At 28.4% G+C, this 26,932-nt stretch carries 27 protein-coding genes; all 27 read left to right on the top strand.

Features of this window, described 5'->3' with window-relative positions:
- The first annotated feature begins 16 nt into the window (after positions 1-16).
- The 27 genes from B3W71_RS08835 (at position 17) to lpdA (ending at position 26,766) form a co-directional block, all read left to right on the top strand.
- The gene (locus tag B3W71_RS08835; protein ID WP_346888585.1) at positions 17-949 is read left to right on the top strand and encodes a patatin-like phospholipase family protein; all 933 of its coding nucleotides are present in this window, start codon (positions 17-19) and stop codon (positions 947-949) included.
- 191 nt (positions 950-1,140) lie between these two features.
- Positions 1,141-1,419 carry a chorismate mutase gene (locus B3W71_RS08830; RefSeq protein WP_346888584.1) on the top strand — a complete coding sequence of 93 codons (279 nt, stop codon included), beginning with the start codon at positions 1,141-1,143 and terminating at the stop codon, positions 1,417-1,419.
- A gap of 37 nt (positions 1,420-1,456) precedes the next feature.
- Positions 1,457-2,272, top strand: coding sequence for a shikimate dehydrogenase (aroE, locus tag B3W71_RS08825; RefSeq protein WP_346888583.1), 816 nt, complete (start codon positions 1,457-1,459; stop codon positions 2,270-2,272).
- Positions 2,273-2,290: 18 nt separating this feature from the next.
- A complete protein-coding gene (gene aroQ / locus B3W71_RS08820) occupies positions 2,291-2,734 on the top strand; it encodes a type II 3-dehydroquinate dehydratase (protein WP_346888582.1) in 444 nt (147 codons plus the stop codon).
- Positions 2,735-2,785: 51 nt separating this feature from the next.
- Positions 2,786-3,055, top strand: a complete 270-nt coding sequence (locus tag B3W71_RS08815; RefSeq protein WP_346888581.1) for a hypothetical protein — start codon at positions 2,786-2,788, stop codon at positions 3,053-3,055.
- A gap of 887 nt (positions 3,056-3,942) precedes the next feature.
- On the top strand, positions 3,943-4,482 hold the full coding sequence (locus B3W71_RS08810; protein WP_346888580.1) for an XRE family transcriptional regulator: 540 nt from the start codon (positions 3,943-3,945) through the stop codon (positions 4,480-4,482).
- Between the two features lie 108 nt (positions 4,483-4,590).
- On the top strand, positions 4,591-5,640 hold the full coding sequence (gene potA, locus B3W71_RS08805; RefSeq protein WP_346888579.1) for a spermidine/putrescine ABC transporter ATP-binding protein: 1,050 nt from the start codon (positions 4,591-4,593) through the stop codon (positions 5,638-5,640).
- Position 5,641: 1 nt separating this feature from the next.
- The gene (locus B3W71_RS08800) at positions 5,642-6,478 is read left to right on the top strand and encodes an ABC transporter permease (RefSeq protein WP_346888578.1); all 837 of its coding nucleotides are present in this window, start codon (positions 5,642-5,644) and stop codon (positions 6,476-6,478) included.
- Positions 6,472-7,254, top strand: a complete 783-nt coding sequence (locus tag B3W71_RS08795) for an ABC transporter permease (protein ID WP_414632008.1) — start codon at positions 6,472-6,474, stop codon at positions 7,252-7,254. The genes B3W71_RS08800 and B3W71_RS08795 overlap by 7 nt, the downstream gene beginning before the upstream one ends.
- A 4-nt stretch (positions 7,255-7,258) precedes the next feature.
- Positions 7,259-8,308 carry a spermidine/putrescine ABC transporter substrate-binding protein gene (locus B3W71_RS08790; protein ID WP_346888577.1) on the top strand — a complete coding sequence of 350 codons (1,050 nt, stop codon included), beginning with the start codon at positions 7,259-7,261 and terminating at the stop codon, positions 8,306-8,308.
- A gap of 269 nt (positions 8,309-8,577) precedes the next feature.
- Positions 8,578-9,369, top strand: a complete 792-nt coding sequence (locus tag B3W71_RS08785; RefSeq protein ID WP_346888576.1) for a histidinol-phosphatase HisJ family protein — start codon at positions 8,578-8,580, stop codon at positions 9,367-9,369.
- Positions 9,370-9,402: 33 nt separating this feature from the next.
- Positions 9,403-10,395 carry a DUF4003 family protein gene (locus B3W71_RS08780; protein ID WP_346888575.1) on the top strand — a complete coding sequence of 331 codons (993 nt, stop codon included), beginning with the start codon at positions 9,403-9,405 and terminating at the stop codon, positions 10,393-10,395.
- 508 nt (positions 10,396-10,903) lie between these two features.
- The gene (locus tag B3W71_RS08775) at positions 10,904-11,182 is read left to right on the top strand and encodes a CD3324 family protein (protein ID WP_346888574.1); all 279 of its coding nucleotides are present in this window, start codon (positions 10,904-10,906) and stop codon (positions 11,180-11,182) included.
- 139 nt (positions 11,183-11,321) lie between these two features.
- Positions 11,322-12,041, top strand: a complete 720-nt coding sequence (locus B3W71_RS08770) for an MBL fold metallo-hydrolase (protein ID WP_346888573.1) — start codon at positions 11,322-11,324, stop codon at positions 12,039-12,041.
- 660 nt (positions 12,042-12,701) lie between these two features.
- Complete coding sequence (locus B3W71_RS08765; protein WP_346888572.1) at positions 12,702-12,848, top strand: CLI_3235 family bacteriocin precursor; 147 nt, start codon at positions 12,702-12,704, stop codon at positions 12,846-12,848.
- A gap of 31 nt (positions 12,849-12,879) precedes the next feature.
- Positions 12,880-13,035, top strand: a complete 156-nt coding sequence (locus tag B3W71_RS08760) for a CLI_3235 family bacteriocin precursor (protein ID WP_346888571.1) — start codon at positions 12,880-12,882, stop codon at positions 13,033-13,035.
- A 153-nt stretch (positions 13,036-13,188) separates the two neighbouring features.
- Positions 13,189-14,919, top strand: coding sequence for an ABC transporter ATP-binding protein (locus tag B3W71_RS08755; RefSeq protein WP_346888570.1), 1,731 nt, complete (start codon positions 13,189-13,191; stop codon positions 14,917-14,919).
- A gap of 346 nt (positions 14,920-15,265) precedes the next feature.
- Positions 15,266-16,708: a Cys-rich peptide radical SAM maturase CcpM gene (gene ccpM, locus B3W71_RS08750; protein ID WP_346888569.1), complete on the top strand. Its 1,443-nt coding sequence runs from the start codon at positions 15,266-15,268 to the stop codon at positions 16,706-16,708.
- 18 nt (positions 16,709-16,726) lie between these two features.
- Positions 16,727-17,833, top strand: a complete 1,107-nt coding sequence (locus tag B3W71_RS08745) for a TIGR04066 family peptide maturation system protein (RefSeq protein WP_346888568.1) — start codon at positions 16,727-16,729, stop codon at positions 17,831-17,833.
- 99 nt (positions 17,834-17,932) lie between these two features.
- Positions 17,933-18,211: a peptide maturation system acyl carrier-related protein gene (locus B3W71_RS08740; protein ID WP_346888567.1), complete on the top strand. Its 279-nt coding sequence runs from the start codon at positions 17,933-17,935 to the stop codon at positions 18,209-18,211.
- 7 nt (positions 18,212-18,218) lie between these two features.
- A complete protein-coding gene (locus B3W71_RS08735; RefSeq protein WP_346888566.1) occupies positions 18,219-19,757 on the top strand; it encodes a S8 family serine peptidase in 1,539 nt (512 codons plus the stop codon).
- A 376-nt stretch (positions 19,758-20,133) separates the two neighbouring features.
- Entirely contained in the window at positions 20,134-20,619 is a 486-nt protein-coding gene (locus B3W71_RS08730) for a flavodoxin family protein (RefSeq protein ID WP_346888565.1), read from the top strand.
- Positions 20,620-20,906: 287 nt separating this feature from the next.
- On the top strand, positions 20,907-22,013 hold the full coding sequence (gene gcvT, locus B3W71_RS08725) for a glycine cleavage system aminomethyltransferase GcvT (protein ID WP_346888564.1): 1,107 nt from the start codon (positions 20,907-20,909) through the stop codon (positions 22,011-22,013).
- A gap of 12 nt (positions 22,014-22,025) precedes the next feature.
- Positions 22,026-22,421, top strand: coding sequence for a glycine cleavage system protein GcvH (gene gcvH, locus B3W71_RS08720; protein ID WP_346888563.1), 396 nt, complete (start codon positions 22,026-22,028; stop codon positions 22,419-22,421).
- Between the two features lies 1 nt (position 22,422).
- A complete protein-coding gene (gene gcvPA / locus B3W71_RS08715; protein ID WP_346888562.1) occupies positions 22,423-23,763 on the top strand; it encodes an aminomethyl-transferring glycine dehydrogenase subunit GcvPA in 1,341 nt (446 codons plus the stop codon).
- On the top strand, positions 23,763-25,217 hold the full coding sequence (gene gcvPB, locus B3W71_RS08710; protein ID WP_346888561.1) for an aminomethyl-transferring glycine dehydrogenase subunit GcvPB: 1,455 nt from the start codon (positions 23,763-23,765) through the stop codon (positions 25,215-25,217). Before gcvPA ends, gcvPB begins: the two co-directional genes overlap by 1 nt.
- Positions 25,218-25,383: 166 nt before the next feature.
- On the top strand, positions 25,384-26,766 hold the full coding sequence (lpdA, locus tag B3W71_RS08705; protein ID WP_346888560.1) for a dihydrolipoyl dehydrogenase: 1,383 nt from the start codon (positions 25,384-25,386) through the stop codon (positions 26,764-26,766).
- Positions 26,767-26,932: the final 166 nt, after the last annotated feature.

The raw sequence follows: 26,932 nt of genomic DNA, 5'->3' as shown, positions 1-26,932 counted from the left end.
TGGGGGATGAAGAAAAATGAAAGTAGGATTAGTGCTATCTGGAGGAGGCGGAAAAGGTGCCTATGAGATCGGAGTATGGGAAGCTATAAAGGAGCTAAATATAGATAAGTACATAAAAGTAGTTTCAGGTACTTCAATAGGTGCTATTAATGCAGCTTTGTTTGCTCAAGATGATTTTGAAGAAGCAAAGAAAATGTGGAAAGAAGTCACCATAGAAAAATTATTACCTATAAATAATAGAGGTCTAATTAGAAAAGGAATAACTCTGACTATTGGTAGTAAAAATATGAATTTAGTAAAAAAATATATGTCTAAGCAGATGGAGCAAGGAGATGTCCCTAGAGATGGAGCAAAGGATATTATAGAAAAGTATATAAATATTGATAAGTTAAAAAGATTACAGAAAATATGTTATGTATCGTGTACTGAGATGCCAGAATTCTCTGCTAAATATTTTAGAGTAAATGACTATGAAGAAGAAAAAGCTAAAAGTATATTACTAGCAACGGCTTGCCTTCCTATGATATACGAGAGTGAAGAGATTGAAGGAAAGACATACTTAGATGGGGGATTAGTGGATAATACACCTATAAAGCCAGTATATGAAGAAGGCTGTGATATTATAATAGCTGTACTTTTATCTAAGGAAGCTAAGATAAGAAGAGAAGATTTCCCAAATGCAAAGATTATTGAGATAATTCCATCAGATATAGAAATAAGAGTATTAGATGGACTATTAAATTTAGATGAAGAGTCTAAAAATAAGAGAATTCAAAGAGGCTATAATGATACTAAAAATCTTTTAGAACCTATATTTGAGATGGCAAGATATCAATATAAAGAGGAACTAGAAAGGTGGTCTATGGAAAAGAAAGACGAAGAAAAAAATAGAGAAAATTGGCTAATAAGAAATACTAGAAAAATAAAGGATAGAATATTGAGTAAATAAAATTTTAACCAATTTATCTACTTAAAATTAATAATTATGGAAAATAAAAAGATGTAAATGTTTGTAGGTAGATTTCTCATGAAGTCTATCTATTTTTAGTAGAAATTATGTATAAATAAGTGCTATTATATATTTAGTAAAATTTAATTAAATATATATTTATAGGTAATTAAGAGAAGAGGTGAATTAAAGTGAATGAATTAGAGCAATGTAGAAAAGAAATTGATGAAATTGATAGGGAACTTTTAGTTTTGTTTGAGAGAAGAATGGATGTTGCTGTAAGAGTAGCTAATTATAAAAAAGAAAATAATTTACCAATATATGATGAGGAAAGAGAATCAAAGATTATTAAAAAGAATGTAGACAATTTAAAAAATAAGCACTATGATTTATTAGCAAGAAGATTTTTTTTAAGTATTATGGAGTTAAGTAGAAGTCTTCAAGAAACCATTATAAAAAAGCATAAGTAAAATTATTCAAATTAATCATATATAAAGGAGTAATGTTATGGAATTTTACGGCATATTAGGTGAAAAGTTAGGACATAGCTTATCACCTAGAATACATAAAATAATATTTCAGGCTATAGAAGTAGAAGGCGCATACAAATTATTTGAGATACCAAAGGGTAAGTTAGGAGAGTTTATAGATGCATTTAAGCTTTTAAAAATAAAGGGAGCCAGTGTAACTATTCCTTACAAGGAAGAAATTATGGAATATTTAGATGAAATATCACCAGAAGCACGAAGGATAGGTGCTGTTAATACAATAGCATTAGAAGATAATAATAAGTTATGTGGTTATAATACAGATTACTATGGTTTTGGATATATGCTAAAGGTACATAATATTAAGATACAAGACTCTGTAGCCGTAATTTTAGGTAATGGAGGAGCTACAAAGGCTACTGCGTGTTATTTATTAGATAATGGGATTAAAAAGATTTATATAGTGAGTAGGACTCCAGAAAAAGATAAGGGAATAAATCATGAAAGAGTTGAATTAATAGGATATGAACAGCTAAAAGAAATTAAGGGAGATATGATAATTAACACCACTCCAGTTGGTATGTTTCCTAATGAAGATGATATCCCTGTTGATGATAATATTATTAACAATTTTCAAATAGTGGTAGATATAGTATATAATCCAGCAATGACAAAGTTTTTATCAAAGGGTAAAGAACTAGGTAAAGAAATTGTAGGTGGGTTAAGTATGCTCATAGGACAAGGAGTAAAATCACAAGAAATATGGCAAAAGAATTCTATTGATGATCAAACAATTAAGGATATATATGAAATTTTAAATAGAGAGTTTAGTTAATTGTAAGGGGTGATGGCTATGAAGTTAATGGTTATAAATGGACCTAATCTAAATTTTTTAGGCATAAGAGAAAAAAGTATATATGGCTCTATAAGTTTCAAGGAGATTGAAACTTATATAAGAGAATCAGCTATATCATTAGGACATGATATAGAGATGTGCCAAAGTAATATAGAGGGTGAGATTATTGACTTTATCCAGAGAGCATATTATGAAAAATGTGATGGTATAATAATTAATCCAGGTGCCTTCACCCACTATAGTTATGCAATCTATGATGCTATTAAAAGTGTAAATATAGATACTGTAGAAGTACACTTATCACAAATTTATAGTAGAGAAGAATTTAGACAAAAATCTGTGACAGCTTCAGCCTGCATAGGCCAGATATGCGGTTTTGGAGAATATGGATATGTTATGGCTATGAATGCTCTAGAGAATAGAAAGAAGACTTCTATCTAAAATAGGTTATAATATTAATTAAACATTATAACCTAGAAAGAAGGGAAACTTATGGAAGAGATTAGTGACAGAATAATAGATTTATATATAAGCTTAACTGAAAGTGGAGTTAGATTTTATTATGAGGATGATACTAATCCTTTTAGTGAAATAAAAGAATTAAATTCTTGTGATGAAGAATATATAGAGTTTACAACAGATGAAGAAAATCAGGCAAAAGTATCTCTAGAAGACTTTAGAATATATCATTCAAAAGAAAACATAAATCTTTATGATTGGGTTGAGATAAGAGAATTTGATAGGCTTTTGGAATGGTTATAAGAAGTTTAGATTATTCTTTTATTACTATATTTAGTATAGTAATATATAGATATTTAAAATAAATTTTATATAGTGGTACTGAAAAACATAAAAATTATAAACAGTTAAGAAATAAACAACTAAGAAATCAACAGCTTAGTTGTTTATTATTTTATCCGATGACTACCCGCTCTAATACTCCCATCTTCTTCAAAGTGGGAGTAAAGAGCGGCTACGCCCCTGGATAACGATTTCTAAGCTTTAGTGGGAGTAAAAACCTCCTCTGAAGCAAAGAATTCTGTTTATAAAAAAATAATAATTGTGGATAAAATAAAGTAAATTTTCAGAAAAGTAGTGTATAACTTACATCTTATCCACTTAGTGTTGATTATATTGTGGATAAAAGTGTGGAAAATGTTAATAATTACATTAATTTCCATAGAGGCAGTTTACATTTTTATTTATAAGCTATGAAATACACTGTACTAAAAAATAGTACAGTTAAAAAACTTTCTAGTATTTAGTTAAAATTTAGTATAACTAAATACTAGGAAGTTTTTATTATATATTAGTTTAAAGTATAAAGGTAGAGAATTGTGGACAACAACAAGATATTTTCACAATTGTAGAGGGATAATAAAAGATTTAAGAAAAAAGCTTCAAAAAATATATTATAAATTTGAGGTATATGAAACTTAGTATTACTAAACATAAAGAATATTAATGTAAACATGTTTTTACCAATGCAAGATATATTCAAAGGTTCATCACGAAAAAAAAATCATTAAAATATAAAAAAGTTTTATAAATCTATTGATTTATTCATAAAAAAAATATAGAATAATATTGTTTGTTTAGTAAATGTAAACTTAAGGTTTATATATAATACACAAGATTGAGGTGAAATTGTGCAAATTGGAGAGAAGATTAAAAGTCTTAGAATGGAAAAACAATTAACTCAAGAGGAGCTTGCAAACAGATGTGAATTATCTAAAGGATTCATCTCACAAATTGAGAATGATCTCACATCCCCATCTATTGCGACGCTTATGGACATTCTACAGATACTAGGTACAAATTTAAATGAATTTTTTAGTGAGAAGGTTAATGAAAGAGTTAAGTTTACAGATGATGATATGTTCGAGACAGAGGATGAAGAATTAAAATATAGACTAAAATGGCTTATACCAGATGCTCAAAAAAATGAGATGGAGCCAATAATGCTCATATTAGAACCAAATGGAAAATACAAAGAAGAAGCTCCTCATGAGGGTGAGGAATTTGGATTTGTACTTCATGGCATTGTAAATCTACATTTAGGAGATAAACTATATAAAATACGTAAAGGAGAAAGCTTTTACTTTAAACCAAAGTCTAATCACTATATTTCAAATGCAGGAAAGACAGAGGCAACAGTAATCTGGGTAAGTACTCCACCGTCATTTTAAATAGACAGATTTAATACTGACATGAAGAAAGCATTAGATAATTACCCGATAGAGTATGCTTATATATCTAGGATAGTATAAGTAACATTATGTAAAAAAGAGGTGTTTATGTTGGTTGATAATATAATTGAAATTAAAGGAATATCTAAAGCTTTTGAAGATAATAAGGTTTTAGACAATATAACTTTAGAAATTAAAAAGAATGAGTTTGTAACCTTACTTGGACCTAGCGGGTGTGGTAAGACTACTACATTAAAAATTTTAGCAGGATTTGAAACTTGTGACGAAGGTGAAGTTATATTCGAAGATAAGAAAATCAATGACTTACCTCCATATGAAAGACAAATTAATACAGTGTTCCAGAAATATGCTTTATTTCCACATATGAATGTATATGAAAATATAGCTTTTGGACTAAAGATAAAAAAACTACCTAAGAGTGAAATAGATAAAAAAGTAAATGAAGTTTTAAAATTAGTAGATCTTAAGGGATTTGAAAAAAGAAAGATAGAATCTTTAAGTGGTGGTCAACAGCAAAGAATAGCTATAGCAAGAGCTATTGTTAATGAGCCAAAAGTATTACTACTTGATGAGCCTTTAGGAGCTCTTGATTTAAAACTTAGAAAAGAAATGCAAATAGAGCTTAAGAGAATACAGAAGCAATTAGGGATAACCTTTGTATTTGTAACTCATGACCAAGAAGAAGCATTAACTATGTCTGATACTGTTGTAGTAATGAATAAGGGAGTAATTCAGCAAATGGGTACTCCAGAAGATATATATAATGAGCCTGAGAATAAATTTGTAGCTAGGTTTATAGGAGAAAGTAATATTGTAGATGGTATAATGCTAGAAGACTTTAAGGTTAAATTCTGTGGACATGTATTTGAGTGTGTTGATAAAGGCTTTGAAAAAGATGAAGAGATAGATGTAGTAATAAGACCAGAGGATATAAAAATAGTACATAAAGAAGAGGGAAACCTAAATGGGATAGTAAAGTCATCTGTATTTAAGGGAGTTCACTATGAATTAGAAGTAGAGGAAGAAAACATGACCTTTATTCTTCACAATACTAAGAACTTTATTATAGGCACAGAAATAGGAATGGATATCTATCCAGAAGATATTCATATAATGAAAAAATCAGGAGAAGCATAGAATGAAAAAGAAATCATATTTAGCTTATCCTTATGTATTGTGGAGTTCTCTTTTTATAATAGTACCTCTTCTTTTAATTGTATTTTTTAGCTTTACAGAAAAGGTAGGCGGAAGCTACCAATTTTCTATAAATAATTTTAAAAGACTAATGGACCCTTTATACATAAAGGTATTTACAAGATCTATTAGCTTAGCCTTACAATCAACAGTTTTATGCTTAGTAATGGGATATCCTATTGCTTATATGATATCAAGAAAACCAGAACATAAACGAGGAATACTTATAATGTTATTTATTCTTCCAATGTGGATGAATTTCCTACTTAGAACCTATGCATGGCTTGCAATCCTAGGCAAGAATGGTTTATTTAATAACTTACTTAATATGATTGGATTAAATTCAGTAGATATATTATATACAAATGGAGCAGTACTTCTTGGAATGGTGTATAACTTCCTTCCATTTATGGTGCTACCAATATATACATCTCTATTAAAGATGGACCAAGATTTAGTTAATGCAGCTTATGATTTAGGAGCAGGAAAGATCACAGCTTTTGTGAAGATTATTTTCCCATTAAGTATACCAGGAGTTATCTCAGGAATAACTATGGTATTTATGCCAGCTGTGTCTACCTTTGTAATATCACAACTTTTAGGTGGTGGAAAGCACATGCTCATAGGGAACTTGATAGAGCAGCAATTTACCTCCGTTGGAGATTGGAACTTTGGCTCTGCAATATCTATTCTTATGATGATATTGATTTTATTGGCTATGGGATTAACCTCTAAGTTTTCAGATGGTGATGAAAAAGGAGGGGGGAGAGTATTATGGTAAAAGTAAAAAATTTATTTTCAAATATATATTTGGCTTTAATATTTATATTTCTATATGCTCCTATTTTTGCTCTAACACTATTTTCTTTTAATGATTCAAAATCTATGGCGAGATGGGAAGGCTTTACTTTTAAGTGGTATCAGCAATTATTTCATAATGACAGAATAATTTCAGCTTTGATAACCACTGTAGTAGTAGCTATATTAGCTTCACTTATAGCTACTGTTATAGGAACCATAAGTGCTATAGGAATAGATAGGATGAGAGGCCCTAAAAAAGCAATGCTTCTTAATATAAACTATCTACCTGTATTAAACCCTGATATAGTAACAGCAGTTGGGCTTATGATACTTTTCATATTTTTTAATATGAAGTTAGGATTTTTAACTATGTTACTTGCACACATAACTTTTAATATACCTTATGTAGTTCTATCTGTACTACCGAAGCTAAGACAGCTTCCAGATAATGTGGAAGAAGCAGCTATGGATTTAGGGGCGAAACCTATATATACTCTTAGAAAAGTAATACTTCCACAGATAAAGCCAGGTATAGTTTCAGGATTTTTGATTGCCTTTACAATGTCTATAGATGACTTTATTATAAGTTTCTTTAATACTGGGAATGGTGTAACTAACTTATCAATTGAAGTTTATTCTATGGCAAAGAGAGGTATTAAACCAGAGATTAATGCACTGACTACATTAATGTTTATAACAGTGTTAATACTATTATTATTAGCTAACAGAAAGCAATCTGTGGTAAGGAAGGGGTAATAATATGAAAAGATTAAAAAAGATTATAGCTCTAGTATGTACAGGGATAATGGTGGCAACTATGCTTACAGGCTGTGGTACAAAGTCATCTAGCGAAGTTTTAAATATTTATAACGTAGGAGATTACATAGATGAATCTCTAATAAAAAAATTTGAAGAAGAAACTGGGATAAAAGTAGTATATGAAACTTATGATACAAATGAAATCATGTACCAGAAGATTAAAAGTGGTGGATCAAAATATGATTTAATAGTTCCATCAGATTATATGGTTGAAAAGATGAAGAATGAGGGATTAATTCAAAAGATAAGTTATGATAACATTCCTAACTATAAAAATATAGATGAAAGCTTTAAAAATCCTAGCTATGATGAGAATAATGAATATAGCGTGCCTTATTTTTGGGGGACTTTTGGAATTTTATACAATAAAAATATGGTAAGTGATACTGTGGATAGCTGGGATATTTTATGGAATGAAAAATATTCTGGAGAGATTTTAATGCTTGATTCTGTTAGAGATACTATGGCTATTGCATTAATGAAGCTAGGATATTCTCAAAACAGTATCAATGAAAAAGAATTAGATGAAGCTAAAGCTGAATTAATTACTCAAAGACCTTTAGTTCGTGCTTATGTTAACGACGAAGGTAAGGATAGACTTTTAGGGGAAGAAGCTGCCATGGGAATAATTTATTCCGGAGATGCAGTAACTCTTATGGATCAAAATAAGAACTTAGCTTATGCAATTCCTAAAGCAGGTACAAATAAATGGGTAGATGGATTATGTATACCAACTGATGCAGAAAATAAAGATTACGCAGAACAGTTTATAAACTTTATGCTAGATCCAGAGAATGCTGTTCAAAACATAAATTATATAGGATATTCTACACCAAACAAAGCAGCTCTTGAAATGTTACCAGAAGAAGTTAGATCTAGTCCAGTAGCATATCCAGATAAAGCTATTCTTGATAAATGTGAATCTTTCTCAGATCTTGGTGATAACATTAAGCTTTATGATGAAAGATGGATTGAAATAAAATCTAAATAATTTAGATAACAATTAAAAAGGACTATCTCAAGATTGATATGTTCCCTTGAAATAAGCAGTTTTATTATTTTAACTGTCTATTACAAGTGGAGAATATTAAGATTCACATTGAGATAGTCCTTTAAGTTTTATATAATTGAAGTTACATAAATCAAGTAAGTACAAGATTTAAAATAACAGTAAACTAGTATATGATAATAGTAATATATTACAATTTAATTGTGGCTTAATGGATTTGATAATTGAAGCCAGAGATAGGAGAAAAATGCATGATATATGATTTTCATACTCATTCTAATAATTCCTTTGATTCTAAAGAGTCATTAGAGGATATGTGCGTTTATGCTATAGAAAAGGGGATTAAGCATATAGCATTTACAGAACATTTTTGTTTAAATAATATAAGAAAAACCTATGGATATATGAATTTTCAAAAATTCAATAAAGATATTGAAGAAGCTAAAGCTAAATTTTCTAAAGAACTTAATATATATAAAGGCATAGAAATTTGTGAGCCATACATTATGAAAGAAGATTACAAGAATGTGCTTGAAAATATAGATGTAGATGTAATTTTAGGTTCAGTACATAATATAAACAACATGGGGCTTAGAGATTTAATTAAGAACTATGATTATAAGGAAGCCTACGAACTTTATTTTCAAGAAGTTTACGATATGGTTAAAAATGCAGACTTTGATATAGCTGCTCATATAGACTTGTTAAATAGATATGCCTATAAAACCATAGGAACTTATGATTTTAAGGATAATATGGATATAATAGAAGAAATCTTTAAAATTATAATTGAGAGAGGAAAGGGCATAGAAATAAATACTTCCGTCTTTAGAGGAAGAGAAGACAATAGAGATAATTCTTTAAAACTTATAAAGCTATATAAAGCATTAGGTGGTGAAATAATAACTATTGGTTCTGATGGCCATAAAGCAGAAGATGTTGGACAATATTGTGAAGAAGCACTAGAAATAATAAAGGAACTTGGATTTAAGTACATATTTACATTCAAAGAAAGACATGCCATAGGGAATAGAATAGTATAGGAATGTTAAATAATTTATATAAGGAGAAAATCAATGGATATAAGAGTTCAAAGTAAATTAGATACATTTGCAGATTATACAATGCAATTAGGAAAAGTGATGAAATGGGATTATAAGCTGTCACATATGTTATGCTCAATGCTATACACAAATGAGGAGAGGCTATTAGATGTAAATCGTATAAGAGAAATGAAAGATTACATTAAAAAGAATACATCAATATTCTCTAATTTTAAAGGGTCAACTCTTCCTATAATAGCAACAATACTTTCTCTAGATGAAAATCCGGAGAGATTATTTGAAAAAACTCAGATTTTATATGAGAAAATGAAACAACAAGGGTTTCATAGTTCAGAGTATCTTACTATTGCTGCAATTCAAGTTGCTAAGACTAAGACCGAAGCTGAATATGATGATGTTATTAAACGTATGAGAGAATTCTATGATGGATTGCGTAAAGTACATCCATTTTTAACAAGTAAAGATGATTATATTTATGTTGCAATGCTAGGAATGACAGACATTGACGTAAGTTCAGCCATCAAGCGTATAGTAACTATAGAAGGGAGATTAAAACCAACCCTTGGGGGTGGAAATGCTATGCAAGCGCTGGCACTTGTGTTGCTTCTTGCTGATAATGATGAGGAGGAATTATGTAAAAAAGTACTTGAGCTTTATACTTATTTGAAGGAGAAAAATTATAAACTACGTTATAACGGAACAATGTCAACTCTTGGAGTCCTTGCAATGACGTCTAGTAGTATGCAAGTTATAGCAGAAGAATTAGTAAATGGTGCTGAATACTTAAAAGAGAAAAAAGGATTTGGAATATTTTCTATTAACAAAGTGCAACGTGCTATGTTTTCTGCAAATTTTGTAGCACTTCAATATGTTGGTGATATGAAGAATAATCTATTAGAAGGAACCGTATCAACTAACATTACTAATATTATTATTGCCCAGCAAATGGCAGCCATTGTAGCAACTATGGCAGCTACTACAGCAGCTGCAAAGTCAGCAAATTAAAAGTATTAACAAATAATTAAAGAAGAATCCACGATGATAAATTTTACTTAACATTATCGTGGATTATTAATTATATCATTATTTAAAACAAAGAAATAATGACAAATTGCAATAACAAATTGAGCTAATATATATTTAATATGAGTTGTAAAAGAATAGCACCTTATAATTTTGTTACACCATAAAGTGTATGTAAAATATAAGATTACAAGTAATGTTAAAGTTATAATACAATAAAAAACCTCACTTAGCATTAATAGTTAACTAGTTAAATGAAGAGCTTTAATTTATAATTATAAGTATAGAAGTATAAAATGATACTTAAAAGGAGAAAATGGTTATGAATAAAGCAGAAAAGCTAGTTATTGGATTAGGCTCCAAGCAAAGACTGTAAAAATACAAACACATTTTGTTTGGAGCCATTTTAAAATAGAGATTCTATAAAATAGCTTTGTGCAGTCTTTGCTTCGATATTTGAAAATAAAAATATTGAATAGGGGCAAAGATTATGAAATACGAAAATGCACAAAATGTATTACCAAAGGAAATTGTTCAATTACTTCAACAATATATTGATGGTAAATATTTATATATACCTAGAAAAGATGAGAATAAAAAGAGTTGGGGAGAAGATAGTGGATGTAACAGTGAGTTGAAGAAAAGAAATATTGAAATTTATAATAAATACAATAAAGGAATAACTGTAAAAGAACTTGCTAATCAATATTATCTTACCGAAAACAGCATTAGAAGAATTATTAGAAAATATAAAATGTGTACTACATAAAAAGTATTAATGATATTTGATAAATTATATTTTAATCTTAATATATGGTCACAGATAAGACATAATTATTTGTGAACTAACTATATTTTTATGGGCATGATATTATTTAAGTAATTAAATTATTATCAGGAGGATTAATATGAGTAAAATAAATATATTAGAATTAAATTTTAATCTTGATGAAGAAATTAATACTATTTATCCAGTTATATTAGAAGATGAGGATGAGATGATTTTAATTGATTGTGGGTATCCTAATTTTTTATGTTTAATCGAAGGGGTTGCAATAAATAATGGAGTTGACATAAAAAAATTATCTAAAATAATTATAACTCATCATGATTTTGATCATATGGGATCGCTAGCAGAATTTAAGAGAAAATATCCTACTATAGAGATATTATCATCAAAAGAAGATGAGCCTTATATTAGTGGTAAAAAAAAATCATTAAGATTACAACAAGCAGAAAGTATATATAATTCTTTATCAGAAGTAGAGAAGGAGAAGGCCAAAGATTTTCAGAAAATGCTTGAATCAGTAGAAAGTTGTGATGTAGATATATGTTTAAAGGATAGAGATTATTTTGATTTTTGTGGAGGTATAGAAGTAATATCTACACCAGGTCATATGCCAGGACATATATCAATTTATCATAAAGAGAGTAAATCATTAATAGCTGGAGATGCTTTAGTTATAGAAAACGAAGAGTTAGTAGTTGCATTGCCACAGTATACTTTAGATATAAATGAAGCTAGAAATTCTGTGAAAAAGCTTCTAAATTATGATATAGACAGGATTATATGCTATCATGGAGGCATATATACAAAAGACATAAAAGAAGCACTTAAAAGTATTTAATATAAATTTACCATTAAGTTTAACTTTAGGCATCTTCAAAAAACAAATAAGTCAGAATGCTCGTCTATTTTGTGTTATACTACATTAAAAGAACCCTTAGATAGTAGCTACTATCTGCGGAACCTATTTNNAAAATATACTTCCCATCTTTGACTTATTATTTATTTTCAGATGCCTTATTATAGATTTTCTTAGAATGTTGTGTTTTAAGAAGATATGATTAAACCACTAATACATTTTGAAATGTATTAGTGGTTTAATTTAGTTTCATGAAATAGAATTAAAAAGTTAAAATTTTAAATATATAAAAAGTTATCTATTTTAGTTAGTAGCTATTCATATCCATGCAAATTATTAAACTAGCTATTAAAACTATAATAATCATAATAAACCATAAGTGGTTTATTTTTTTATTCATAATAATATTTCTCGATAGTTATTGGATGTAATAGTGAATATTACGTAAGAATATTCCACAACGTATTTTTGATTTAGGGCAATAAACATATATAAGCATATGTTTGATTGAGGAAAATTGTGTAAAAATATCTACTAATACTTTTATAACCTATTATTGCATAAAACGTAAATACTAAAATATATATGTAAAGTAAAAATGATAATAATAATATCTAAATATTATTGAAAAGGAGGAGTTTTATGAAAAAGTTAGTTAAAAGAAATGATAGAAATCAAATGGCTATAAAAGCATTTGCTTGTGGTTGTGGGTGTTACTGCAGACCATATGAGGACGCTAATAGAGAAAGATTCCAATCTAATACTTATCACACAACAACGTCTCAATAAATAATGTATAGTGAAAAAGGAGATTTTAAGTATGAAAAAGCTAGTTAAAAGATCTACGAAACGAGAAAATACTTTAAGACCATATTGTAGTTGTTATATGTGTGGTTGTTATTGCAGACCATATGAGGATAATACTTCAGAAAGATATGATTCAAAACAATATACTATAGCCACAGAGGGAGTATAACAATAAGGTATAATAAAAAGTTTAATTCATATTAATAAAATGATCATAGTTTAATAACATTAGGCTTTGTTTTAAAGTTCTGTGTAGGTGGATTTTAAAGCAAAGCCTTAAGTAAAGGAAGTGATATTTATTTCTGGAGATGATAAGCAAATATTGAAAAGAATTTTAAAATATATATCAGTTTATAAGAAAAAAATCATTTTCATTGTGATAATTATGATAGTTTCAACGGGGATAAATTTTATCTTACCTATACTTAATAAAAAAGCTATAGATGATGGTTTATTAAAAAATGATATATCTATGGTGATTAAAGTTACTATATTAATTTTAGTATTAGTTATTATAGATCAATGTCTAGGTTTAATAGAAGTAAAGCTTAGCACATATGTAGGTAATATGTTTAACTATAAACTTAGCAGCATAGCTGTTAGAAAATTAATTAACATAGATATGGGATATATAAATAATAAAAACTTTACAGAAATTATGAATAATATAGATATGGATATAAGAAACATTACTAAGATAGTTGATGAGAGTTTTGTTATGAGGATTTTTAATATTTTCAAGATTATAGGAGGATTTATTGCACTTATAAGTATAGATTATAGACTTTCAATTATCATATTACTCATAATTCCACTTAAATATATTATTACAAAACATTTTACTGAAATAAGAAAAACATATTACAAAAAATATATGGATTATTATAAAGAGTATTCTAAATGGTATGGTGATAAATTAGCTGGAATTAAAGAAATTCAGCTTTTAGGGATTGAAGACTCTATAATGAAACAATTTACTATATGGCAAAGAAAAATAATAAAAACAGATATAAAGTCAAGAATCATAGATTCCTCAAATATGTGTACAGATATTATATTTTTACAATTCATATCGGCATTTATATATATATTTGGAGGATTTCTTATTCTAAGAAAAACTTTTACACTTGGAGGATTATTTGCTTTTTCAACCTATAGTTTTAGAGTAATCCAACAAACTGCTTCATTATTCAATATAAAATACGATATGGCTAAAATTTTATTATCATCTAAAAGATTATTTGATTTTTTAGATAAAGTAACTTCAAAAGAATTATCTTCAAGTGATAAAAAGTGTATTAGAGTTTCTAAAGATCAAATACAAGGGAACATTGAATTTAGAAATATTCACTTTTCATACTCTAAAGGGAATGAAGTTTTAAAAGATATAAGCTTTAATATAAGTAAAGGAGAGAAGGTGGCTATTATAGGACTTAACGGTTCTGGAAAGTCAACGCTTCTAGATATATTACTTAAGATTTATGAGCCATCTCATGGTGAGGTATATATAGATGGAATTGATATAAAAAATATAAATACTAGAGATTTAAGAAAAAATATTTCTGTTATAAATCAAAATAGCTATATATTTAATGGTTCTATAAGGGAAAATGTTGCTCTATTTAAGAGTACACCTGATGAGAGAATTAATGAATTATTAAAATTAAGTGGAGCTTATGATTTTGTAGACGAACTGGATGATGGGATTGAAGCTGAGTTGGGGAATAATGGCAGTAACTTCTCTGGTGGAGAGAAGCAAAAGTTAATTATTTCAAGAGCTCTTTTTAAGAAAAGTAATATCGTTATATTGGATGAGGCCACTTCAAACATAGATTTAAAATCTGAAAATCAGCTTAATCAATTATTTTTAAATGAGTTTAAGGAAAATACTATTATTTTTATAACCCATAGACCTTATGTCCTAAAGGAGCTAAATAAAATAATTGTACTAGATAAAGGAATTATTGAATCTATTGGTACACATGAGGAACTGGTTAGATGGAGTAAAACCTATATGAAAATAATCAAGGAACAATCAAGTCTTGTTATCTAATCCTATATAAATCTTAATATAAAAATATATAAGTTCATTATTAAAGTATAATAGGGGGTTTAAAGTATGAAAAAATTAAAAAGACACATAAAACTAATAGTATTATGATATCGGCATTTTGCTTCTGTGGGTGTGGTTGTGAGTGTAGGTATTATGAAGATTTTGCTTCTGAAAGAACTGATGCTAAGACATATAATAATATAACGGATGCTATGTGATAAAGAGAAAAGTTATTTCTATCTTATATTTAAATAATGCTTTAGAGATTTATTAGGATTTTAAAATTATATAGCTGCCTTTTAGGCAGCCTGTATGCTAAATATTAAAAAATATAGGAGTTGAGAAAATGAGTATTAAGGATGCTTTTATACATACCTTTAAAACTGCAGATAATTACTATATATATGATGTAAATAGCAATAGCATTATAAGCACTTCAGAGGATGTATATAATTGTTTAAAAAATAAGGATAAAATTAATGAGAAAGATATCAGTGTTGATACTTTAGAAAAGTTAAATGTATTAAGAGAAAATGGATTTTTAAGTAGTAAAAGAATGAAGACAATAGAACATCCAGCTACGGAGTTAATGCCTTTTTATATAAAGAATAGGATGAATGTTTTAACACTTCAGGTGACTCAACAATGTAATTTAAGATGTGCATATTGTGCTTATTCTGGTACTTATGATAATAGAATACACAATGAAAAAAGCATGTCCTTTGAAATTGCAAAGAAGGGCATTGATTATGTAATAAATAATTCAAGTGAATCTAATAGAATAGATATAGGTTTTTATGGAGGAGAACCTCTTTTAAGGTTTGATTTTATAAAACAGTGTGTAGAATATGCTGAGGTAAATGCTGAAGGGAAAAAATTACAATTCCATATGACCACAAATGGTACAATTTTAACAGATGAAATTATGAAATTCCTTGCAGAAAATAAATTTAGCTTATTGATTAGTTTGGATGGACCAGAAGAAATTCACGATAGGAATAGAACCTTTGCAAGCAATGGTAATGGAACATTTAAAACCATAATGAAGAATATATCAAAGTTTAAAAGTGTATATGAGGGCTATGTAGATAAATATATTAGATTTAATGCAGTGCTAGATGGTACTTCAGATTTTGAGTGTACTAAGAAGTTCTTTAGTGAATATGATGATGTTAAAGATTTTAAGGTAAATTTAAGCTCCATGGCAGAGAATTACTCTAAAGAAGAGAGAAGGGTTAATGAAGATGTTATGGTAAGTACTGGATACGAGAGGTTTAAAGTATTACTAAATAAGGTAGGTAGATTAGATGAAAAATATGTATCTAAACTCTTTGATAAGGAATTTTTAAGACTAAAAGATACCTTTTATAAAAGAGAATTAAATAATGAAATTCCTGATATAGGTCATCCAAGTGGTCCATGTATGCCAGGTATAAGAAAACTATTCTTAAATGTTGAAGGGAATTTTTATCCATGTGAGAGAGTTAGTGAATTATCTAATATTATGAAGATTGGAAATATAACTGATGGATTGTATATAGATAAAATACAAAATATTTTAAATGTGGGTAAAGTTAGCGAAGATGAGTGTAAAGATTGCTGGAGTTATAGATATTGCTATTTATGTTGTGCCTATGCAGATGATATGGACATACTATCTAAAGATAAGAAAATAATGAATTGTAGTAGAGTTAGACATGCTACAGAGGAAAATTTAAAGGAATTTTGTTTTCTCAATGAGATGGGATGTGACTTTGAAGAAAGTGATATAAACTATTTCACTTACTAAAGTAGGAGGTGTGTAAAAGTGAATAGATTGAGGGGCGTAGTTTATCCATATGATATAGAATCAGCATACTTTTTTAGATATGATTATTTTAATAAAGATTTTCAAGTTGTAGGAGCAGTTTCTCCACCAGGATGGGGATTACATGGGAATGATGTTTTAGGCGTGTGTAAAGAAAAACACTGTGGGATAGAGGTAGTCAAAAGCTTTAATGAAGTAGATGAGGATTTTGATACTGTAATATTAGTAGATTCATATAATGATTTAGACTTCAATACCTATATATTTCCTAAAGTTAAAGAAATTTTACAGGAAAAAAAGAACCTGATATGTACGAAAATTTTAGATAATGAAAGTAAAATGGCATTGAAAAAGTTATGCGAGAGTATTGGAGTTATATTTAAATATTACAATAATGAAACTTATAATTCTAATATTATAAAGGGTGAATTATATGATATAAATGTACCAGTAATATTTATAATGTCTATAGCAAGTAGAACAAATAAGTTTGATATACAGCTTACTTTAAAAAGAGATTTGGGAGAAATGGGATATAGAACTAGTATCATTGGAAGCAAAAACCATGGTGAAGTTTTTGGAATGCATAATTTTCCAAACTTCATGTTTGATGATCAGATTAGAGAAAGTAAAAAAATACTTATGTTTAACAGATTAGTAAAGGAGATAGAAAAGAATGAAAATCCTGATGCTATTATAATAGGTGTGCCAGAAGGAATAATGCCTATAGGAAAAGTATTAAATAATAATTTTGGAATTATACCATATTTGGTATGTAATGCTGTAAAGCCAGACACCACAATACTTAGTTTATTATACACAAAAAATTATGATAAGGAATATTTTGAAGAAGTTGAGAGGGTGCTAAAATATAAGTTTGACTGTAATATTGATTGCTATAATCTTTCTAATATATTTTATGATTATCAAGAGTCAGAAAATAATAATAGTACCATATATACTATAATTGATTCAGATTTTATAGATTTCAAGAAGGACAAGTACAAAAGTTCTAAACCTATATTTAATATATTAAATATAGAAGATGGAAAAAGCATGTCAAAATATATTACAAATATTTTATCTAATGGAGAAGAGATTATATAGGAATCAAATATTAACTAGATTATTTTTCACCGCTAATTTACAGGATATATGATAGACTAAGGTTTTTATAACTTTGTATAAAATTAAGGAGGAAATCATATGGAAACTTTACCTATACATGAGAGGGATTGTGTAAAAGATGGGTTAATTTCACTTTTCAAGGAAAGATATAATTTAGATTTTAAAGAAAGATATAGAGAATATTTAGATTCACATCTTTTAGGAGCAAAACTTAAGCTAAATACTCTAGATTTATTATATCTTTTTAAAGATGTAGAGAAAAAATTTAATATTATAATTCCAGAAGAAGAGGTAGTAAAGGGAAGATTCTCAACCTTTAACAATATATTAGAAATAATATATACCGAAATAAGTTAACAGTATTATGAAAAAAATACATGTAGCTATAATAGATGATGGAGTCAATGAAGGATTCTTTAATCTAGAGCTATTAAAAAATGTCGAGGTTAAAGAAAATTTAGAAATTATAAATAGAGTAGATTATGACAAAAATACAAAAAGTCATGGAACTATATGTGCAGGTATTATAATGAAATACTCTAAGGATGTAGTTTTGAGCAGCATAAAGATCCTTACTAATATGGAAGGAAGCGTAGACAAGCTCTGCACTGCTATACAGTGGTGTATTAATAATCAAGTAGATGTAATAAATATGAGTATAGGAACGATAGGATATGATGAAGATATTAGAAATTTAAAAGAATCTATTATTAAAGCAAATGAAAATAATATAATAGTAGTAGCAGCAAGCTGTAATGAGGGATATGTTTCGTATCCAGCAGTTTTTCATCAGGTTATTGGAGTAAAATGTGATTTCAACCATAGTCTTAAAGAAAACGAGTTTATATATAATATTAATGCTAAAGACAATGTTGAGATAACTTGCAACAGTACTCATTCTTTAATAAATTATAATGATGAAAGGATAATTTCTAAAAGGTGTAATAGTTATGCAGCACCGTTAATAACATCAAAGGTAGCCGAAATAAAGAAAGAGAATTTGGAATTAGAAAATATTAAAGAAATTCTTTGGAAAAACTCTTTAAATTATAATAGTGAAATTGTTTTTTATGAAGTAATTACAAATTTAGAATGGATAAAGAAGGCTATTATTTTTACTACTAATTATAATAGGTATTTAAATAATAACTTTATATTTAATATCTACAATATTATGGAGTTAGACAATAGCTCTCTTATATATATTTTTGAGGAAATAATACAATATTTAAATCTTCACAAAAAAGATTTATCACAGGTAGATACTATAATTTTAGATATCAATGAATTACCATCAAGAACTTTATTGAAATTATTGGAAGAATATCATAATGAATTAGTAATAATAAACAGAGATAAAAGTGATTATAGTGTAATTCATATGTTAGAAGAGAAAAATGAAAAGATATATTATAATCCTCTTTTTAATAACGAGATAGAACTAGAGTATTATGATGAAATACCTATAGTAGTTATATATGACAATGATGAAAAAAGACTTCTAGGAATTCTAATAAACTTATTAAGAGTCTTTAGAGCGTATGGATATAATGCTATTTCATTTACAAATAGCATTATAGGATCATGCTATGGTTTAGAATATATACCATTAGAAAGTTTTTTAGGATTGGAAGGATGTAATGATATTTTAAACAATAGAGTAAACTACCTAAATGGAGATATTTCTTTTATAGGAATTATAGAAGAAAAATATAATTTAAACCAAGAAGTTTTAATAGAAGAGAAGTTAGTTGTAGATATTTATATATTACCAGAGAAGAGGAAAAGTTATGGGCTAAAAAATGATAAGAAAGTTATTAGGTTTACAATTGAAAGTGAAGTGAATTCAGATTTTATAAAGAAAATCTATGAAGATATTTTAAAATGCTATGATAAAATATAGATTGTAAATTGCAATAACAGGATGAGTGAAATATACTGATTTTTCACCAATCACTTTTAAACCATTTATAGAAGTCTCTCCTTTGTTAGATGTTTTCGGCAAATTAACATAACAAATTTGAGACTTTTTTCTATACTTTTCTCACTTTTCAAGTGAAAATTAAAATCAAAGCAACTAAGGTTATAATGCCATGCTCCTCAAGTCTTTATTATATCTGTGAATAATTCAGGTTTATACATTAAGTTTAGTATATATAGAGAAAAAACTAATAGTGAATAATATATACAATGAATATTATGCTAAAATTAAAATGATAAATAGAAAATAGTCTAGTTTATACAAGTTACAAATAATTATTTTAATAAGGGGTGAGTGAATGAAGAGTCTAATAGTTTTTTATTCATTAGAAGGTCATACCAAATTTATTGCTAACATTATTGCAGAAGAACTACAATGTGATTTACTTGAATTAAAACCGGAAAAAGAAATTCCTAAAACAGGATTTCGAAAATTCTTTTTGGGTGGTAAGAGTGCAATATTTAAGGAAAAACCAACTTTGCAAAACAAAGTTCCTAACTTGAAAGAATATGATACTATACTAATTGGTACGCCTATTTGGGCCAGTACTTATGCACCACCAGTAAATACTTTTGTTTCTGACAATGAAATAAAGCAAAAGAAAATCTGCTTTTTTGCTTGTCATGGTGGTGGAGGTGCAAAAAAATGTTTTAAGAAATTAGAAGGTGTTTTAACAGGAAACATTATACTTGGAACAATTGATTTTATAGATTCTAATGATGATGAAAAAGAAAAGAGAGATAAAGTGAAAAATTGGTTAGCCGGTATTAAAATATCTAAATAATTCAACTGAGTATGTTAAAATTGCTGAAATATTTATTTCAAAAGTCATAATTAGGTTATGGCTTTTTATTTTATCATTAAAAAGTTGGTCTTTTATTTATATTTCATAAAATTTTTAAATAAATTATATAATGTATTTGAAGGTATTGATTCAATACATATAATCATAAGTGATTATATAATTAACATATTTTTAAAACAATGTATTTTAAGGAAAATATTGAATAAAAATATAATAGCGTTATAATATACTTGTATGTATTATTTTTAAATTTAGGGGGGAGTTAATTGAACAATTTAAAGGTCACTCCTTTAAGAGGAGAGTATGAAAAATGTGGTGGAAAGATTGTAGAGTTTGCTGGATATGAATTACCGACTCAATTCAAAGGAATTTTATATGAACATGAAGCAGTAAGGGAAAGAGCAGGTTTATTTGATGTTTCTCACATGGGCGAAATAGTCATAAAAGGAAAGGATGCCGAAAATTTTGTTAGTTATCTTTTAACTAATGATGTAAAAGCACTTAAAAGTGGAGAGGTTATATATAGTTTTATGTGCTATCCTAATGGTGGTGTGGTGGACGATTTATTGGCTTATAAATTCTCAGAACATTATTACTATTTGGTTGTGAATGCTAGCAATAAAGAAAAAGATTTTCAATGGATGTTAGATAATAAGGGCAAATTTGAAGTAACTATTGACGATATTTCAGAAAATGTAGCTCAATTAGCGCTTCAAGGCCCTAAAGCTCAAGAGATATTACAAAAATTAACACAGTTAAATTTAGAAGATGTAGGATTTTTCAAATTTAAAGATGATGTGGAGATATGTAGTAAAAAGGTTTTAATTTCGAGAACAGGATATACAGGTGAGGATGGTTTTGAAATATACGCAAAACCTGAAGATGTAGTACTTTTGTGGAGAGAGATACTTAAAGCGGGAGAGAATCAAGGCGTTGAGCCGATTGGTCTTGGTGCTAGAGATACGTTAAGATTTGAAGCTACTCTTCCACTGTATGGAAATGAAATGGATGCAACTATAACTCCTTTAGAAATGGGCTTTGGATTCTTTGTTAAACTTAATAAAGAAAGCTTTATTGGTAGGGATGCTTTAATAAAACAAAAAGAAAATGGTTTAACTAGAAAACTAGTAGGTTATGAATTATTAGATAGAGGTATAGGTAGACATGGTTATACAGTAATTAAGGATGGTAAGGAAATAGGGCATGTTACTACTGGTTATATGTCTCCTACTTTAAAGAAAACTATAGGATTTGCTTTAATTGATGCTAAATATGCAGCTTTAGGTACTGAAATTTTCATAAAAGTTAGAAACAAAGAATTAAAATCAATAGTTGTTAACAAAAAGTTTTATAGTAAGAAAACACAAAAATAAGGGGGATTAAGTATGTTAGTATTAGAAAATTTATTGTACACAAAAAATCATGAATGGATAAGAGTAGAAGGGGATAAAGCTTATATAGGTGTTACAGATTGTGCACAAAGATTATTAGGAGATATAGTTTTCGTAGATTTACCAGCAGAAGATGATGAACTATCTAAAGGTGAAGCTTTTTCAACAATTGAATCTGTTAAAGCTGCTGAAGAGATTTTTATGCCTGCTAGTGGAAACGTTTTAGAGATTAATGAAGATTTAACTGACAATCCAGTTTTAATAAATGAAAATGCTTATGAGGCTTGGATGATTTGTGTAGAATTATCTAATAAAGATGAATTAAAAGACCTATTAAAGGCTGAAGAATATCAAGAATTATGTAAAGATCTATGTGAAGAAGGTGAATAATATGTTTCCATATATCCCTATTACAGAAAGAGAAAAAAATCAAATGCTTGATTATATTTCTGCAAAATCAATAGAGGATTTATTTAAAGATATTCCTGACAGTTTAAAATTAAATAGAGAATTAAATATTGCTGCAGGTTTATCAGAATTAGAAGTTCAGAAAATTATGACTACCTTAGCTAATAAGAATAAATCTACAGAGGATTTAACTTGTTTTTTAGGTGCAGGCATATACGATCATTATATTCCTTCTGTATGTAAACATTTAACTGGAAGAGCAGAATTTTATACAGCGTATACTCCATATCAACCAGAAATTAGTCAAGGAACTTTACAAGCAATTTTTGAATATCAAACTATGATTTGTAACTTAACAGGTATGGAGGTTTCAAACTCATCTATGTATGATGGAGCTACAGCAGCAACAGAAGCATCTGTAATGGCTATAGAAAATACAAAAAGAAATACAATAATGGTTTCTAAAACAGTACATCCAGATACAAGACAAGTTTTAAAGACTTATCTAAAATATAAAGGATACAATTTACTAGAAATTGATGAAAATGACGGAGTTACAGATATTGAAAAGGTAAAAGCAGCATTAAACAAAGATATAGCAGGTGTTATTATACAAAGTCCCAACTTCTTTGGAATTATAGAAGAAGTAGAGGAGTTAGAAAAAATTATTCATTTAAATAAATCTTTATTTATTATGAGTGTAGACCCATTATCTCTAGGCATTTTAAAAAGCCCAGGAGAACTAGGTGCAGATATAGCTATAGGTGATGGTCAAAGTCTTGGTGCTAATATTAACTTTGGTGGACCAGGTCTTGGATTTTTAAATACTACTAAAAAGCTTATGAGAAAAATGCCAGGAAGAATAGTAGGAGAAACTGATGATGGTCATGGCAATAAAGGTTATGTATTAACTCTTCAAGCAAGAGAGCAACATATAAGAAGAGAAAAAGCTACCTCTAATATATGTTCAGACCAAACATTATTGGCTGTCGGAGCTGCTACGTACATGGCGACTATTGGAAAAGAAGGTATAAGAGAAATAGGAATTCAATGTATTAAGAAATCTCACTATGCTTTTAAAAAATTAATAGAAAGTGGAAAATATAAGCCTTTATTTAATAAGCCATTTTTCAAAGAGTTTGCAATTAAATCAGATGCTTGCCCATATGAAATAAATAACAAATTATTAGAAAATAGTATTTTAGGTGGATATATTTTAGAACAAGATTACCCTCAGTATAAAAATTCTACTTTACTTTGTGTAACAGAAAAAAGATCAAAAGATGAAATTGATAAATTAGTTAAAGTGATGGAGGAGATATAATGAAAAGTTATAATAAAGTTATCTTTGAACTATCATGTGAGGGTAAAGTAGGATATAAACTTCCAGAATTAGATGTAGAGGATATAAATATAGATTCTGTTATACCTAAAAATATGTTAAGAGAAGAAGAAGCTTTTCTTCCACAAGTAAGTGAAGTTGATGTGGTTAGACATTACACTGCACTTTCTAATAAAAACTATTGTGTAGACAAGGGTTTCTATCCTCTGGGGTCTTGTACTATGAAATATAATCCTAAAATTAATGAAGATATGGCTATACTTCCTGGTTTTAGTAAAATTCACCCTAAAGAATCTGCTGAAAATGTGCAAGGTGCTTTAGAACTTATGCATGACCTTTCATTAAGATTATGTGAAATTACAGGCATGGATGATTTTACATTGCAACCTGCTGCAGGAGCTCACGGAGAATTTACAGGGCTTTTATTAATGAAAGCATATCATGAAAGTAGAAATGATTTTAAGCGTAAAAAAATAATAGTTCCTGACTCAGCTCATGGAACAAATCCAGCAAGTGCTAAAGTAGCAGGATTTGAAGTAGTTGAAATTAAATCTGATAATGAAGGTTTAGTTTCAATAGAAGAGCTTAAAAAAGTTTTAAATGATGAAATTGCAGGTCTGATGCTTACTAATCCTAATACTTTAGGTCTATTTGAAAAAAATATAGAGAGTATAAGCAAGTTAGTTCATGAAGCTGGTGGTCTCTTATATTATGATGGAGCAAATTTAAATGCTATTATGGGAAAAGCACGTCCTGGAGATATGGGATTTGATGTGTGTCATTTAAATCTTCATAAGACTTTTTCAACACCACATGGTGGTGGTGGTCCAGGAGCAGGTCCTGTAGGTGTGTGCGGAAAACTTTCTAAGTTTCTTCCAGTGCCAACTATAAAAAAGGAAGAAGAAAAGTTTGTATTTGATTACAATAGACCTGATTCTATCGGAAAAGTAAGAAGTTTTTATGGTAATTTCGGTGTATTAGTTAGAGCGTATACCTATATACTAACTATGGGAAGAGAAGGCTTAAAAGCTGCTTCAGAGAATGCTGTGTTAAATGCCAATTATATAAAAGAAGCATTAAAAGATTATTATAAGGTAGCTATAGACAATGTATGTAAACATGAAGTTATTTTTGCTGGATTAAAAGACAATCCAAATCATGTATCAACTCTTGATGTAGCTAAAAGATTAATTGATTATGGAGTACATCCACCAACAGTTTACTTCCCTCTAATAGTTGAAGAGGCTCTTATGATAGAACCAACTGAAAGCGAAAGTTTAGAGTCTATCAATGAGTTTGTTGAAGTTATGAAAACAATAGCTATAGAGGCTAAAGAGAATCCGGAAGTTTTGCATGAAGCACCTAAAAATGCTTTAGTAAGACGATTAGATCAAGTTAAAGCAGCTAGAACACCAATTTTGAAGTGGAGTAAATAGAGAATTAAGAAGTAAAGTTAACTGTCCTAAAGGCATTAATATAATAGGATCAAAAGTTATATGTAGTGCCTTTAGGTACAGATGTGTTAAACTTTTAACTAAAACTAGGTTTATATCTAAATAGTTACTATAATAAAACATCCAGAATGTATTAGGAGGCATAATTATGAAAGATATAATTATAATAGGTGGAGGACCGGGAGGTTACGTAGCGGCCATTAGAGCAGCTCAATTAGGAGCAAAAGTATGTCTTATAGAAAAAGAAAGTTTAGGAGGAACATGCTTAAATTATGGATGTATTCCAACTAAAACTATATATAGAACTGCAGAGCTTTTTAGTAATTTAAATCATATTGAAGATTTTGGTATTAAAGCATATAATCCTGAAATAGATGTAGCTAAAATTCAGGAAAGAAAGAGAAATATTATAAAAACTTTAGTAAGTGGTATAGAATCTATTTTAAAAGGAAACAACGTAGAGCTTATAAGAGGTGAAGCTACATTAATTGATAAAAATACTGTAATAGTATATACCGAAGGCAAAGAAATGACTATTGAAGCTAAAAATATAATTATAGCTACAGGTTCTGAGTCTGAAATTCCATCTATTGAAGGAGTATATAGTAATAAAAATATTATAACAAGTACTGAACTTTTGGATTTTAACCATATACCAAAATCTTTAGTAGTTATAGGTGGTGGAGTAATTGGAATGGAATTTGCCAGCATCTTTAATGCTATGGGAAGTAAAGTGACTGTTATAGTTGCAAGAAATTCTATACTGTATGATATAGATAAGGATATTTCAAAGAGATATGCCGCTATGGCAAAAAAGACTGGAATAGAAATTCTTACTTCAACTAAAGTAATGAGCTTTAGCGGTGAAGAAGAAGTCATTATAAAATGTCAAGGTAAAAAAGGTGAATTTGAAGTAAAAGGAGAACAAGTACTTCTTGCAAAAGGAAGAAAACCTAATTATGAAGGCATTGATGTAGAAAAATTAGGAATAGACATATATAAAAAAGGCATAGTGGTTGATGATAATTATGAAACTTCTTTGAAGGGCGTGTATGCTATAGGTGATGTAAATGGGATTTCACTTCTTGCTCACGCAGCTTCCCATCAAGGAGTAGAAACCGTAGAACATATATTATTAAATAAGACTTGTCATAAGGCAGTGATTCCTTCCTGTATTTTTACTTTCCCTGAAATAGCAGTAGTAGGACTCACAGAGGAAGAAGCAAAAGATAAAGGAATAAGTTATAAAAAGAATAAATTTTTATTTGGTGCTAATGGAAAAGCTTTAGCTTTAGGTGAGGGTGAAGGTTTAGTAAAAGTTATAAGTGATGAAAACAACGTGATTTTAGGTGTACACATTCTTGGCCCTCATGCTTCAGATTTAATATTAGAAGGTACAATAATGGTAGAAAAGAAAATGACAGTTTCAGATTTGAAAGAAGTAGTTCATAGTCATCCAACTCTAGGAGAGGCATTACATGAAGCAGTTTTAGGCTTGAACAAAGAGGCTATACACAGTATAAATAAGTAGCTATTATTTTAAATGTATGTAGCAGTATAGCTTAGGCATCTTCAAAAAATAAATAAGTCAGAATGCTCGTCTGTTTTGTGTTATCTGATGACTACCCGCGCTAAAAATCCCCCCTGTTTATTTTTTTTTTTTTTTTTTTTTTATTTTATTTTATAAAAATAATAAA

The sequence above is a fragment of the Clostridium sp. UBA1056 genome (genome assembly GCA_002316385.1).
Lineage (GTDB): Bacteria > Bacillota > Clostridia > Clostridiales > Clostridiaceae > Clostridium_J.
This window is presented reverse-complemented; position numbering and strand designations above follow the sequence as displayed.